The organism is Streptomyces solicavernae (assembly GCF_029968095.1).
GTDB lineage: Bacteria > Actinomycetota > Actinomycetes > Streptomycetales > Streptomycetaceae > Streptomyces > Streptomyces solicavernae.
In genome coordinates this window covers 85,011-99,047 of record NZ_JASCIR010000007.1, presented here as the reverse complement: position 1 = coordinate 99,047, position 14,037 = coordinate 85,011, and the positions used below count along the sequence as shown (strand labels likewise).

The 14,037-nt window shown below is 70.2% G+C and carries 12 protein-coding genes and 1 pseudogene; 12 read left to right on the top strand and 1 reads right to left on the bottom strand.

Annotation, left to right across the window (positions count from 1 at the left end):
- The first annotated feature begins 108 nt into the window (after positions 1-108).
- Both QIS99_RS11155 and QIS99_RS11150 read left to right on the top strand, forming a co-directional pair.
- Positions 109-738 (top strand): vitamin K epoxide reductase family protein, encoded by a 630-nt coding sequence (locus QIS99_RS11155; RefSeq protein ID WP_282512961.1) that lies wholly within the window; start codon positions 109-111, stop codon positions 736-738.
- Between the two features lie 68 nt (positions 739-806).
- Positions 807-2,153: pseudogene (locus QIS99_RS11150) on the top strand (replication-associated recombination protein A); the annotation flags it as partial.
- A gap of 251 nt (positions 2,154-2,404) precedes the next feature.
- Here the strand turns inward: QIS99_RS11150 and QIS99_RS11145 are convergent.
- Positions 2,405-3,115, bottom strand: a complete 711-nt coding sequence (locus tag QIS99_RS11145; protein WP_282512956.1) for a DUF2470 domain-containing protein — start codon at positions 3,113-3,115, stop codon at positions 2,405-2,407.
- A 191-nt stretch (positions 3,116-3,306) separates the two neighbouring features.
- On the opposite strand from QIS99_RS11145, the gene rpsD reads away from it, so the two are divergent.
- The 10 genes from rpsD to aroB all read left to right on the top strand — a co-directional run bounded on the left by rpsD (position 3,307) and on the right by aroB (position 13,819).
- Complete coding sequence (rpsD, locus tag QIS99_RS11140; protein WP_282512954.1) at positions 3,307-3,921, top strand: 30S ribosomal protein S4; 615 nt, start codon at positions 3,307-3,309, stop codon at positions 3,919-3,921.
- A 238-nt stretch (positions 3,922-4,159) separates the two neighbouring features.
- On the top strand, positions 4,160-4,624 hold the full coding sequence (locus QIS99_RS11135; protein ID WP_282512952.1) for a DUF948 domain-containing protein: 465 nt from the start codon (positions 4,160-4,162) through the stop codon (positions 4,622-4,624).
- 8 nt (positions 4,625-4,632) lie between these two features.
- Positions 4,633-4,989: a DUF6167 family protein gene (locus QIS99_RS11130; RefSeq protein ID WP_282512950.1), complete on the top strand. Its 357-nt coding sequence runs from the start codon at positions 4,633-4,635 to the stop codon at positions 4,987-4,989.
- Complete coding sequence (gene alaS, locus QIS99_RS11125; RefSeq protein ID WP_282512948.1) at positions 4,989-7,673, top strand: alanine--tRNA ligase; 2,685 nt, start codon at positions 4,989-4,991, stop codon at positions 7,671-7,673. Before QIS99_RS11130 ends, alaS begins: the two co-directional genes overlap by 1 nt.
- A complete protein-coding gene (gene ruvX / locus QIS99_RS11120; protein ID WP_282512945.1) occupies positions 7,673-8,149 on the top strand; it encodes a Holliday junction resolvase RuvX in 477 nt (158 codons plus the stop codon). The genes alaS and ruvX overlap by 1 nt, the downstream gene beginning before the upstream one ends.
- Positions 8,150-8,274: 125 nt before the next feature.
- Positions 8,275-10,080: an endolytic transglycosylase MltG gene (mltG, locus tag QIS99_RS11115; protein ID WP_282512943.1), complete on the top strand. Its 1,806-nt coding sequence runs from the start codon at positions 8,275-8,277 to the stop codon at positions 10,078-10,080.
- On the top strand, positions 10,061-10,903 hold the full coding sequence (locus QIS99_RS11110; RefSeq protein ID WP_282512941.1) for a shikimate dehydrogenase: 843 nt from the start codon (positions 10,061-10,063) through the stop codon (positions 10,901-10,903). Before mltG ends, QIS99_RS11110 begins: the two co-directional genes overlap by 20 nt.
- A gap of 137 nt (positions 10,904-11,040) precedes the next feature.
- Positions 11,041-12,225 carry a chorismate synthase gene (aroC, locus tag QIS99_RS11105; RefSeq protein ID WP_282512939.1) on the top strand — a complete coding sequence of 395 codons (1,185 nt, stop codon included), beginning with the start codon at positions 11,041-11,043 and terminating at the stop codon, positions 12,223-12,225.
- Complete coding sequence (locus QIS99_RS11100) at positions 12,222-12,737, top strand: shikimate kinase (RefSeq protein WP_282512937.1); 516 nt, start codon at positions 12,222-12,224, stop codon at positions 12,735-12,737. Before aroC ends, QIS99_RS11100 begins: the two co-directional genes overlap by 4 nt.
- On the top strand, positions 12,734-13,819 hold the full coding sequence (gene aroB / locus QIS99_RS11095) for a 3-dehydroquinate synthase (protein ID WP_282512934.1): 1,086 nt from the start codon (positions 12,734-12,736) through the stop codon (positions 13,817-13,819). Before QIS99_RS11100 ends, aroB begins: the two co-directional genes overlap by 4 nt.
- The last annotated feature ends 218 nt before the right edge of the window (positions 13,820-14,037 follow it).

Here is a 14,037-nt window from a genome sequence, read left to right as displayed (position 1 = left end):
GGACCCACAGCTATGTGCGGCACAATGTGCGTGCCCGTGGGCCGCTGCGGCGCCTGGCCCTGCACAGCCCCCACCACTAGCGACGGAAACGGCGTGATGAGCGAAACCATGTCTGCGAAGGACGGCGGCCCGGACGGTCGGGAGCAGGCGGAGGCTCCACGGTCCGTCGGCGGCAGCCGGGCGTTGGCGCTGTTGCTGGTGATCACGGGCGCTGCGGGCCTGCTGGCCGCCTGGATCATCACGCTGGACAAGATCAAGCTCGCGGAAGACCCGACCTTCACGCCCGCCTGCAGCCTCAACCCTGTCGTGTCCTGCGGCTCGATCATGGAGAGCGACCAGGCGGCGGTCTTCGGCTTCCCGAACCCGATCCTGGGGCTCGTGACCTACGGGATCGTCGTGTGCGTCGGCATGAGCCTGCTGGCCCGGGCGCGCTTCCCGCGCTGGTACTGGCTGACGCTGAACGCCGGGATGCTGTTCGGCGTCGGCTTCTGCACCTGGCTCATGTACCAGTCGCTGTACAACATCAACGCCCTGTGCCTGTGGTGCTGCCTCGCCTGGGTCGCCACGATCCTCATGTTCTGGTACGTGACCGGGCACAACGTGCGGCACGGGATGCTGCCCGCCCCGCGCGCCCTGCGGAGCTTCTTCGACGAGTTCACCTGGGTCCTGCCGGTGCTGCACATCGGCGTCATCGGCATGCTGATCCTGACCCGCTGGTGGGACTTCTGGACCAGCTGACCTGGGGTTTCCTGCGGTCGACGGCTGCGCGGGGAGCATTGTCAGTGGGGTGACATAGGGTCGTGGACGTGGAGCCAGACCTCTTTACCGCCGCAGCCGAAGAACGCCAGGAGAAGGACCCGGCGAGCAGCCCCCTGGCCGTGCGCATGCGCCCGCGCACGCTCGACGAAGTCGTGGGCCAGCAGCACCTGTTGAAGCCCGGCTCGCCGCTTCGGCGGCTCGTCGGCGAGGGCGGCGGCGGCCCGGCCGGACCCTCGTCGGTGATCCTCTGGGGCCCGCCCGGCACCGGCAAGACGACCCTCGCGTACGTCGTGTCGAAGGCCACCAACAAGCGCTTCGTGGAGCTCTCCGCGATCACCGCAGGGGTCAAGGAAGTACGGGCCGTGATCGACGGCGCCCGCCGTGCCACCGGCGGCTTCGGCAAGGAGACCGTCCTCTTCCTCGACGAGATCCACCGCTTCAGCAAGGCCCAGCAGGACTCCCTGCTGCCCGCCGTGGAGAACCGCTGGGTCACACTCATCGCCGCGACGACGGAGAACCCGTACTTCTCGGTGATCTCCCCGCTCCTGTCCCGCTCCCTCCTCCTCACGCTCGAACCGCTCACGGACGACGACCTGCGCGGACTCCTGCACCGCGCCATAGACGAGGAGCGCGGACTCGGCTCCGCGGTCACGCTGCCCGCCGACGCCGAGGCGCATGTGCTGCGGATCGCCGGTGGCGACGCCCGCCGCGCCCTGACCGCCCTGGAAGCCGGCGCCGGCTCCGCCCTCTCCAAGGGCGAGAAGGAGATCACGCTCCAGACCCTTGAGGAGTCCGTCGACCGGGCGGCAGTGAAGTACGACCGGGACGGCGACCAGCACTACGACGTGGCGAGCGCCCTCATCAAGTCCATCCGCGGCTCGGACGTGGACGCCGCGCTGCACTATCTGGCCCGCATGATCGAGGCGGGCGAGGACCCCAGATTCATCGCCCGGCGCCTGATGATCTCCGCGTCCGAGGACATCGGCCTCGCCGACCCCACGGCCCTGCCCACCGCCGTCGCCGCGGCCCAGGCCGTCGCCATGATCGGCTTCCCGGAGGCGGCCCTCACCCTGAGCCACGCCACCATCGCCCTGGCCCTCGCCCCGAAGTCCAACGCCGCGACGACGGCGATCGGCGCCGCCCTCGAAGACGTACGGAAGGGCCTGGCCGGCCCCGTCCCCCCGCACCTGCGCGACGGCCACTACAAGGGAGCGGCCAAACTCGGCCACGCCCAGGGGTACGTATATCCGCACGACGTCCCGGGCGGCATCGCGCCCCAGCAGTACGCCCCGGACGCCATCCACGGCAAGCGCTACTACCAGCCGACGCGGTACGGCGCCGAGGCGAGGTACGCGGACGTGGCCGACCGGGTCCGCGAACGCCTGCGCGGCGAGACCCGCCCCGAGAGACCGGCCCCGAAACCCGCCCCGGAGCCCCAGCCGACAGCCGACAAGCCCGAGCCCCAGCCACAGCCCCAGCCACAGCCCCGGACCGCGTCCCAGTCCGACAGGCAGTAGCCCGCGAGTACGCGCGGCGCCGGACCGGCAGCAAGGCGGAACAGCGGCTCACGGCCACCGCGCCGACGAAGACAGCGCTGCCGGACAAGCTCGCCATGTGCCCCAACCAGCCACCGGAGACAAGCAGTTCAGTGCGCCGCGGCCTCGAACAGCCGGTGCATCGCACGCCGCAGCCCCACCACGTCCCGCACCGGCTCGGGAAAGTCGAAGCGCGCGTCGAACGTCGCGCCGCCCCGCTCACCCGCATATCCGTCCCGCTCACCGACGAACCGCACCCGCAGCCCGTACCGGTCGAGCGCCACCGGCACCGCCCGCCCGGGCACCGCCGAGCGCCGGCCGAGCAGCGCGGTCAGCAGCTGGACCTGGTCCTCGTGGGCGGCGTGCAGATGCTGCAGCAACTCCGCCTCGTACGGGGCCAGCGGGTCGGCGACCGCGCGCGCGAACTCCTCCGGCTCCACGCTCTCCGCGCCCCACAGGTCGTCCACCGAGGTCTCGCCGACCTCCAGACGCAGCGCCATCCGACCCGGCTCGGCCAGGCCCGGCGCCCGGGTCAGCCAGCCGGAGATCCAGGCCCGGCCCCGGATACGGTGGGGGACGGAGACCGGGGCGACGTCCGTGATCTCCAGGACGGCGGGCAGCTCGTCGTCCTGGGCGTGCGTCGCGGCCCGTACGACGGGGGAGTCGGCGGGGAAGACCAGGTAGACCTCGCCGTCCGGGCCGACCGTGCGCTCGTCCGCGACCAGGTGGTCGGGCAGGGCCCCGTGCACCCCCGGGGAAAGCAGCACTCCGGAGCATGTACTCTGTACGAGAGTTCGTGTGCGTTCGGCTGCTGACGGCATCCGGATGGTTTCAAGCCCGCTGGGACGCGGCTGACCACGATCTGATCGGACCTCCGTCATATCGATGCCCCTTGAGTCGGCGTCGGTTTTCTCTGTGCTGTCCGTGACGTGACTGGTGTTCCCACGGCAAGACATGCGATCTCCCTTAGTAAGGTGAGCCTAACCTAACCTATTTCGGAGGTCTGGAGAACGTGCCTAACCAGTCGCGTCCCAAGGTCAAGAAGTCCCGTGCGCTCGGTATCGCGCTGACGCCGAAGGCCGTCAAGTACTTCGAGGCCCGCCCGTACCCGCCGGGCGAGCACGGCCGTGGCCGCAAGCAGAACTCGGACTACAAGGTCCGTCTGCTTGAGAAGCAGCGTCTGCGCGCGCAGTACGACGTGTCCGAGCGGCAGCTCGTCCGCGCCTACGAGCGTGCCGCCAAGACCCAGGGCAAGACCGGTGAGGCCCTGGTCATCGAGCTTGAGCGTCGCCTCGACGCCCTGGTCCTGCGTTCGGGCATCGCCCGCACCATCTACCAGGCCCGCCAGATGGTCGTCCACGGCCACATCGAGGTCAACGGCAAGAAGGTCGACAAGCCGTCCTTCCGCGTCCGCCCCGACGACGTCGTGACCGTGCGCGAGCGCTCCCGCGCCAAGCACCCCTTCCAGGTTGCTCGCGAGGGTGGCTACGACACCGAGGGCGAGACCCCGCGCTACCTCCAGGTGAACCTGAAGGCCCTGGCCTTCCGCCTGGACCGCGACCCGAACCGCAAGGAGATCCCGGTCATCTGCGACGAGCAGCTCGTCGTCGAGTACTACGCCCGCTGATCCAGCAGGCGTAGCGACCCAGCGCGCACGGCCCGCCGCATCCCCGCCCTTCCCGGCGGAGGGGCGGCGGGCCTTCGCGTGTACGGCCCGCGAGCGGCGCCGCCGGGAGTTATCCACAGGCGTACGGAGCCCGCCGCCCGGCGCGATAAGGTCGGACGACGACTTCGGACGACGACTTTTCGTACCCCACGCAGACTTTCTGAACCCCACGCAAGACCACGCAAGGGAGCGGTGCGCAGTGACCGGTGGAGAGGTGGCCGGCATCCTCGTGGCCGTGTTCTGGGCGATCCTGGTCTCCTTCCTCGCCGTCGCCCTGGTGAGGCTGGCCCAGACGCTCAAGGCGACCACCAAACTCGTCGCGGACGTGACCGAACAGGCCGTCCCGCTGCTCGCCGACGCGTCCACGACGGTCCGCTCCGCGCAGACCCAGCTGGACCGCGTCGACGCCATCGCGACGGACGTCCAGGAAGTCACGTCCAACGCCTCGGCTCTGTCGACCACCGTCGCCTCGACATTCGGCGGCCCCCTCGTCAAGGTCGCCGCCTTCGGGTACGGAGTGCGCCGGGCCCTCGGCCGCAAGGACGCCGAGGTAAATGACATGCCCGCCCAGAACTCCAGACGTACCGTGATCGTGGGCCGCACGGTGCCCTCGTCCCGCCGCGGCAAGGGCAGCCACTGGGGCAACCGGAACAAGAAGGACTGAGGCCGCCGATGTTCCGCCGTACGTTCTGGTTCACCGCGGGCGCAGCCGCCGGTGTGTGGGCCACCACCAAGGTCAACCGCAAACTCAAGCAGTTGACCCCCGAAAGCCTCGCGGCGCAGGCCGCGAACAAGGCGATCGACGCCGGTCACCGCCTCAAGGACTTCGCGCTCGACGTCCGCGACGGCATGGTCCAGCGCGAGGCCGAACTGGACGACGCCCTGGGCCTGAACGCCCCGGACCTCCCCGAACTCCCGCCGCAGGCACGGATCGTGGCGATCGAGAACCACAACGCCGCGCACCAGAAGCACGTGCACCCCAACCAGAACCACACGAAGTACTCGTACAACCGGAATGAGGACCACTGATGGAGTCGGCTGAAATCCGCCGCCGCTGGCTGCGCTTCTTCGAAGAGCGTGGGCACACCGTCGTGCCGTCGGCGTCGCTGATCGCCGACGACCCCACGCTGCTCCTCGTCCCCGCGGGCATGGTGCCCTTCAAGCCGTACTTCCTCGGCGAGGTCAAGCCGCCCTTCGACCGCGCGACCAGCGTGCAGAAGTGCGTGCGCACCCCCGACATCGAAGAGGTCGGCAAGACCACGCGGCACGGCACGTTCTTCCAGATGTGCGGCAACTTCTCCTTCGGCGACTACTTCAAGGAAGGCGCCATCAAGTTCGCCTGGGAGCTGCTCACCAGCTCCGTCGCGGACGGTGGTTACGGCCTCGACCCCGAGCGCCTGTGGGTGACGGTCTACCTCGACGACGACGAGGCCGAGACCATCTGGCGCGAGAAGGTGGGCGTCCCCGCCGAGCGCATCCAGCGCCTCGGCAAGAAGGACAACTACTGGTCCATGGGCGTCCCCGGCCCCTGCGGCCCCTGCTCCGAGATCAACTACGACCGCGGCCCCGAGTTCGGCGTCGAGGGCGGCCCGGCCGTCAACGACGAGCGGTACGTGGAGATCTGGAACCTGGTCTTCATGCAGTACGAGCGCGGCGCGGGCACCTCGAAGGAGGACTTCGAGATCCTCGGCGAGCTGCCCAGCAAGAACATCGACACCGGCCTCGGCCTTGAGCGCCTCGCGATGATCCTGCAGGGCGTGCAGAACATGTACGAGATCGACACCTCCCGTGTCGTCATCGACAAGGCCACCGAGCTGACCGGCGTGGCCTACGGCGCCGCCGCCGAGTCGGACGTCTCGCTCCGTGTCGTCTCCGACCACATCCGTACGTCCGTGATGCTCATCGGCGACGGCGTCACCCCCGGCAACGAGGGCCGCGGGTACGTGCTGCGCCGCATCATGCGCCGCGCCATCCGCAACATGCGCCTGCTCGGCGCCACCGGCCCGGTCGTCAAGGACCTCGTCGACGCCGTCGTCGGCACGATGGGCCAGCAGTATCCCGAGCTCGTCACCGAGGCCCAGCGGATCGAGACCGTGGCCCTCGCCGAAGAGGCTGCCTTCCTCAAGGCCCTCAAGGGCGGCACCAACATCCTCGACACCGCCGTCACCGAGACCAAGGCCGCCGGCCACACGGTCCTCCCCGGCGACAAGGCGTTCCTGCTCCACGACACCTGGGGCTTCCCGATCGACCTCACCCTGGAGATGGCCGCCGAACAGGGCCTGACCGTGGACGAGTCGGGCTTCCGGCGCCTGATGAAGGAACAGCGGGAGCGCGCCAAGGCCGACGCCAAGGCCAAGAAGACCGGCCACGCCGACCTGTCCGCGTACCGCGAGATCGCCGACAACTCCGGCGCCACCGACTTCACGGGCTACTCGGCCACCGAGGGCGAGTCGACGGTCGTCGGCCTGCTCGTCGACGGTGTGTCCTCGCCGGCCGCCGTGGAGGGGGACGAGATCGAGGTCGTCCTCGACCGCACCCCGTTCTACGCCGAGGGCGGTGGCCAGCTCGCCGACACCGGCCGCATCAAGCTCGACACCGGCGCCGTCATCGACATCCGGGACGTGCAGCAGCCGGTGCCCGGAGTCTCCGTGCACAAGGGCTCCGTGCAGGTCGGCGAGGTCACCGTCGGCTCCTCCGGTTACGCCACGATCGACGTGAAGCGGCGCCGCGCCATCGCCCGCGCGCACAGCGCCACCCACCTCACGCACCAGGCGCTGCGCGACGCGCTCGGCCCGACCGCCGCCCAGGCGGGCTCGGAGAACTCGCCCGGCCGCTTCCGCTTCGACTTCGGCTCGCCCAACGCCGTGCCCGGCACCGTCCTCACGGACGTCGAGCAGAAGATCAACGAGGTGCTGGCCCGCGAACTCGATGTGCACGCCGAGGTCATGGGCATCGACGAGGCCAAGAAGCAGGGCGCCATCGCCGAGTTCGGCGAGAAGTACGGCGAGCGGGTCCGCGTCGTCACCATCGGCGACTTCTCCAAGGAGCTGTGCGGCGGCACGCACGTCCACAACACCGCCCAGCTGGGCCTGGTGAAGCTCCTCGGCGAGTCCTCCATCGGCTCGGGTGTGCGCCGCATCGAGGCCCTCGTCGGCGTCGACGCGTACAACTTCCTCGCCCGTGAGCACACGGTCGTCGCCCAGCTCCAGGAGCTGGTCAAGGGCCGTCCCGAGGAGCTGCCGGAGAAGATCTCCACCATGCTCGGCAAGCTGAAGGACGCCGAGAAGGAGATCGAGAAGTTCCGCGCGGAGAAGGTCCTGCAGGCTGCCGCCGGTCTCGCCCAGGGCGCGAAGGACGTACGCGGTGTCGCGCTCGCCACCGGACAGGTGCCGGACGGCACCGGCGCCGACGACCTGCGCAAGCTGGTCCTCGACGTACGCGCCCGCCTGAATCAATTGTCAGGGGCGGGCGACCGCCCGGCGGTCGTCGCCCTGTTCACCACCGTCAACGGCCGCCCGCTCACGGTCATCGCCACCAACGAGGCGGCCCGCGAGCGCGGCCTCAAGGCCGGCGACCTGGTCCGTACGGCGGCCAAGACCCTCGGCGGCGGCGGTGGCGGCAAGCCGGACGTCGCCCAGGGCGGCGGCCAGAACCCGCAGGCCATCGGCGACGCGATCGCGGCCGTCGAGCGCCTCGTGGCCGAGACCGCGTAATGAGCGCGGAGATCCGTCGCGGTCGCCGTATCGCGATCGACGTCGGGGACGCCCGGATCGGGGTCGCCTCGTGCGACCCCGACGGGATCCTCGCCACCCCGGTGGAGACCGTGCCGGGGCGTGACGTCCCGGCCGCCCACCGGCGACTGAAGGCGATCGTCGACGAGTACGAGCCGATCGAGGTAGTCGTCGGGCTCCCGCGCTCCCTCAGTGGAGGCGAGGGCCCGGCCGCGGCCAAGGTGCGCGGCTTCGCACAGGAGCTCGCCCGCGGCATCGCACCCGTACCGGTGCGACTGGTGGACGAGAGGATGACCACAGTGACGGCCAGTCAGGGGCTGCGTGCCTCGGGCGTGAAGTCCAAAAAGGGCAGGTCCGTCATCGATCAGGCGGCTGCCGTGATCATCCTCCAGCAGGCACTGGAGTCCGAACGGGCGTCAGGTGAAGCTCCGGGTGAGGGCGTCGAAGTGGTCATCTGATCGCGATACGGTAACGTTCCGCGCGATGCGGCGGCGTTCGAACAGCCGCCGCACAGCAAAGAGGAAGACCGGCCGGCCGGAGGACACGATCCGACGGCCGCCGCCTCGCGGCTCGTAGGGGATCGATGACTGAGTATGGCCGGGGCCCCGGCTCGCAACCGTGGCATCCCGATGACCCTGCCTCTCTGCCCTTCGGGCATGTGGGGCCCAACGGGGACCAGGGATGGGAAGGGCAGCAGGCCGCCGCCGGCCAGGGTCTTCCGTACGGCGGCCAGTCGCAGCACTACCCGCAGCAGTCACCCGAAGCGCACTACGGCGGACAGCAGACCGCCTACCCGCAGGACAACGCTCCGCAGTCCGGCTATCCGCAGGACAACGCTCCGCAGTCCGGCTATCCGCAGGACAACGCTCCGCAGTCCGGCTATCCGCAGGACAACTCCGTACAGTCCGGCTACGCGCACGACGGCCCCCCTCAGCCCGGCTATCCGCAGGACGCCTCGCCCCAACCCGGTTACCCGCAGCACGACTTCAACGGCGGCTGGGACACCGGACAGCAGACGGGCTACGACCCGTACGCCGATCCGTACGCGGGCCAGACCGCCGCGTACGGAGCCGAGCGCCCCGACCCGTACGACAGCCCCGAGGCCTTTCCGCCGCCGCAGCCGCCCGGGCACCGGCACGAGCCCGTCGAGGAACACACCGACTGGGACCCGGGCCCCAACGACCGTGAGCACGCCTTCTTCGCGGGCCGCGACGACGACGATGACGATGACGACAACGACGAGGACCACCCCCGAGCCTCGCGCCGCGGCGGTCGCAAGGAGCGGCGCGGAAAAGGCGGCAAGAAGAAGCGCAGCGGCTGCGCCTGCCTCGTGCTCAGCCTGATCTTCGCGAGCGGCATCAGCGGCGTCGGCTACTTCGGATACCAGTTCTACCAGGACACTTACGGCAGCGGCGGCGACTACTCCGGCAACGGAACCAGCGAAAAGGTCACCGTCGACATCCCCAAGGGCGCCGGCGGCTATGCCATCGGCAACAAGCTGGAGCAGGCCGGAGTCGTCAAGAGCGCCGAGGCGTTCGTCAGCGCCCAGGGCCAGCACCCCAAGGGCCTCACCATCCAGGCCGGCGTCTACTCGCTGAACAAGAAGATGTCGGCGAAGGCCGCCGTCGAGGCGATGCTCGACCCGAAGAGCCGCAACAACCTCATCATCGCCGAGGGCCGCCGCAACGCCTGGGTCTACGAGCAGATCGACAAGCGCCTCGAAGTCGACAAGGGCACCACCGAGAAGTACGCGAAGAAGAACTGGAAGAAGCTCGGACTGCCCGCCTGGGCCAGCGAGAACATCACCAGCGACGTCAAGGACCCCCTGGAGGGCTTCCTCTACCCGGCGAGCTACCCGGTGGCCAAGGGGCAGAAGCCCGGCGACGTACTGAAGAAGATGGTCGCCAAGGCCAGCAGGGAGTACGAGAACTACAACATCGAGGGCAAGGCCGAGGAATTCAAGCTCGACAACCCGCTGCAGCTGGTCACGGTGGCGAGCCTGACCCAGGCCGAAGGCAAGACCCACTCCGACTTCCGGAAGATGGCCGAGGTCGTCTACAACCGTCTCGACCCGGGCAACACGGAGACCTACCAACTGCTCCAGTTCGACTCGACCTTCAACTACTTGATGGGCCAGAGCGAGATCCACATCAGTGAAGACGAGATCAAGAGCAACAAGGATCCGTACAACACCTACACGCGCAAGGGGCTGCCCCCCGGCCCCATCGGCAACCCCGGACACGAAGCACTCGGTGCCGCACTCAAGCCGACCTCGGACGGCTGGCTGTACTTCGTGGCCACCGACGGCATGAGCAAGACCGAGTTCGCCAAGACGCACGACGAGTTCCTGAAGCTGAAGGAAAAGTTCAATGCAAACACCAGCGGCTGAGGTTCGACGCCGGGCGGCGGTTCTCGGTTCGCCGATCGCCCACTCCCTGTCGCCGGTGCTGCATGGCGCGGCGTACGACGAACTCGGCCTGGACGGCTGGGAGTACGGGCGTTTCGAGGTGGACGAGGCGGGGCTGCCCGGTTTCCTCGCGGGGCTCGGCGCGGAGTGGGCGGGGCTGTCTCTGACCATGCCGTTGAAGCGTGCGGTGATTCCGCTGCTGGACGGGATCAGTGAGACGGCCGCGTCGGTCGAGGCGGTGAACACGGTGGTGTTCGGCCCGGACGGGCGTCGGACCGGGGACAACACGGATGTCCCCGGGATGGTGGCCGCATTGCGTGAGCGGGGCATCGAGGAGGTCGAGTCGGCCGCGATCCTGGGCGCGGGGGCGACGGCGTCGTCGGCTGTGGCTGCGCTGTCGCGGATCTGCGCGGGCGAGATCGTCGCGTACGTACGGAGCGAGGCGCGTGCCGTCGAAATGAAGGAGTGGGGCGAGCGGCTGGGCGTGACGGTGCGGACGGCCGCGTGGGACGACGCCGCGGCGGCGTTCGACGCGCCGCTGGTGATCGCCACGACGCCGGCCGGCACCACGGACGAGCTGTCCAAGGCGGTTCCGGAACGGCCCGGCACGCTGTTCGACGTGCTGTACGAGCCGTGGCCCACCGAGCTGGCCGCGCGCTGGTCGATGTTCGGCGGCGCCGTGGTCAGCGGCCTCGACCTGCTGGTGCACCAGGCCGTGCTGCAGGTCGAGCAGATGACGGGCCGCTCGCCCGCGCCGCTCGACGCGATGCGGCGGGCGGGGGAGCGGGCGCTCGCCGGGCACTGATGTCCGCCACCGCGTCCGCCTGCTGGACCGGCGGCCGGGGCTCTTCCCCGGACGTGGGAGGATCTAGGCAGGCGGGCCAGGGCCGCGCACCCGGTCGCGCCGTCGCCAGATACCAGGCGCGAGCATGAGGAGCACCGTTGAGCAGGTTGCGTTGGCTGACCGCGGGGGAGTCCCACGGCCCCGCACTCGTCGCGACGCTGGAGGGTCTGCCCGCCGGCGTGCCGATCACCACGGAGATGGTGGCGGACGCGCTGGCCCGGCGGCGCCTCGGGTACGGCCGTGGTGCGCGCATGAAGTTCGAGCGGGACGAGGTCACGTTCCTGGGCGGGGTGCGGCACGGCCTGACGATGGGCTCGCCGGTCGCCGTGATGGTCGGCAACACGGAGTGGCCGAAGTGGGAGAAGGTCATGGCCGCGGATCCGGTGGATCCCGACGAGCTGGCCGAACTCGCCCGCAACGCCCCGCTGACCCGCCCCCGTCCCGGTCACGCGGACCTGGCGGGCATGCAGAAGTACGGCTTCGAGGAGGCCCGGCCGGTCCTGGAGCGCGCCTCCGCCCGTGAGACCGCGGCGCGCGTCGCGCTGGGCACGGTCGCCCGGTCGTACCTCAAGGAGACGACGGGCATCGAGATCGTCAGCCATGTCGTCGAGCTCGCCGCCGCGAAGGCGCCGTACGGCGTCTACCCCAAGCCCTCCGACGTGGAGAAGCTGGACGCCGACCCGGTGCGCTGCCTGGACGCCGACGCGTCGAAGGCGATGGTGGCCGAGATCGACCAGGCCCACAAGGACGGCGACACCCTGGGCGGTGTGGTCGAGGTGCTCGCGTACGGGGTGCCGGTCGGGCTCGGCTCGCATGTGCACTGGGACCGGCGGCTCGACGCCCGGCTCGCGGCCGCGCTCATGGGTATCCAGGCGATCAAGGGTGTGGAGGTCGGTGACGGCTTCGATCTGGCGCGGGTGCCGGGGTCGAAGGCGCATGACGAGATCGTCGCGACCGAGGACGGAGTGAAGCGTTCCACCGGCCGTGCGGGGGGTACCGAGGGCGGTCTGACGACGGGTGAACTCCTGCGCGTACGGGCGGCGATGAAGCCGATCGCTACCGTCCCGCGCGCGCTCGCCACGATCGACGTGACGACCGGGGAGGCGGCCAAGGCGCACCACCAGCGCTCCGACGTGTGCGCGGTCCCGGCTGCCGGGATCGTCGCCGAGGCCATGGTGGCGCTGGTCCTCGCGGACGCGGTCGCGGAGAAGTTCGGCGGCGACAGCGTGGCCGAGACCCGCCGCAACGTCCAGTCGTACCTCGACAACCTGCACATCCGGTGACCGGCCCGCGGATCGTCCTCATCGGCCCGATGGGGGTCGGTAAGACCACCGTGGGCGAGCTGCTCGCCGAGCGGCTCGGCACCACGTTCCGGGACACCGACGCCGACATCGTCGCGGCCGAGGGCCGCCAGATCGCCGAGATCTTCGTCGACGACGGCGAGCCGGCCTTCCGGGAGCTTGAGCGCCGGGCCGTGCGCACCGCCGTCACCGAGCACCCCGGCGTGCTCGCCCTCGGCGGCGGCGCCATCCTCGACGCCGGTACGCGCGAACTGCTCGCCGGGCACACCGTCGTCTATCTGTCGATGGACGTCGAGGAGGCGGTCAAGCGCACCGGCCTGAACGCCGCCCGCCCGCTGCTCGCGGTCAACCCGCGCAAGCAGTGGCGCGAGCTGATGGAGGCCCGCCGCCACCTGTACACCGACGCCGCGCGCGTCGTCGTACCCACCGACGGCCGCAGCCCCGAAGAGGTCGCCGCGGCGGTCCTCGACGCACTGGAGTGGAAGGAAGCATGAGCGAGCAGCAGGTGACGCGCATTCCCGTCGGCGGAGCCGACCCGTACGAGGTCCTTGTGGGCCGTCAACTCCTCGGGGAACTGGGCGGGTTGATCGGTACGCAGGCCAAGCGGGTCGCCGTCATCCACCCCGAGGCGCTGGCCGAGACCGGTGAGGCGCTGCGTGGGGACCTGGCCGGGCAGGGCTACGAGGCCATCGCCATCCAGGTGCCCAACGCGGAGGAGGCGAAGACCGCCGAAGTCGCCGCGTACTGCTGGAAGGCGCTCGGGCAGTCCGGTTTCACGCGCAGTGACGTCGTCGTCGGCGTCGGCGGCGGTGCCACGACCGACCTGGCCGGGTTCGTCGCGGCGACCTGGCTGCGCGGGGTGCGCTGGGTGGCCGTGCCGACGACGGTGCTGGCGATGGTGGACGCGGCGGTCGGCGGCAAGACCGGGATCAACACCGCCGAGGGCAAGAACCTCGTGGGCGCCTTCCACCCGCCCGCCGGTGTGCTCTGCGATCTGGCGGCGCTCGACTCGCTCGGCGTGCACGACTACGTGTCCGGGCTCGCCGAGGTCATCAAGGCCGGCTTCATCTCCGACCCGGTGATCCTCGACCTGATCGAGGCCGACCCCGAGGGCGCGCGCACCCCGGCGGGGCCGCACACCGCCGAGCTGATCGTGCGGTCCATCAAGGTCAAGGCCGAGGTGGTCTCCAGCGACCTCAAGGAGGCCGGTCTCCGCGAGATCCTGAACTACGGGCACACGCTCGGGCACGCCATCGAGAAGAACGAGCGGTACAAGTGGCGGCACGGTGCCGCCGTCTCGGTCGGCATGATGTTCGCCGCCGAACTCGGCCGCCTGGCCGGGCGGTTGGACGACGCGACGGCCGACCGGCACCGCACGGTCCTGGAAGCGGTGGGCCTGCCCCTGACGTACCGGGGCGACCAGTGGCCGAAGCTCGTCGAGAACATGAAGATCGACAAGAAGTCCCGCGGCGACCTGCTGCGCTTCATCGTCCTCGACGCCCTCGGCAAGCCCACCGTCCTGGAAGGCCCCGACCCGTCGGTCCTCCTCGCCGCGTACGGCGAAGTCTCGGCCTGACCGAGGAGGCCCCTTCGTACGACCGGGCGCGGTCTCGACGTACGGCGAAGTGTCCGGCTGACCGCGTTCCGTCCGAAATCGCCCGGCCCGTCGGGCACTTGTGGCTCTCCCCGGCCGTTCACACAACGGCGGCCGGGGAAGGTACCGTGCGGTAAGGCCCGGGCGCCGCAACACGTCCGCCCGACGCCCGCCCGACCAGCGCCAGTTGCCTGTACGAG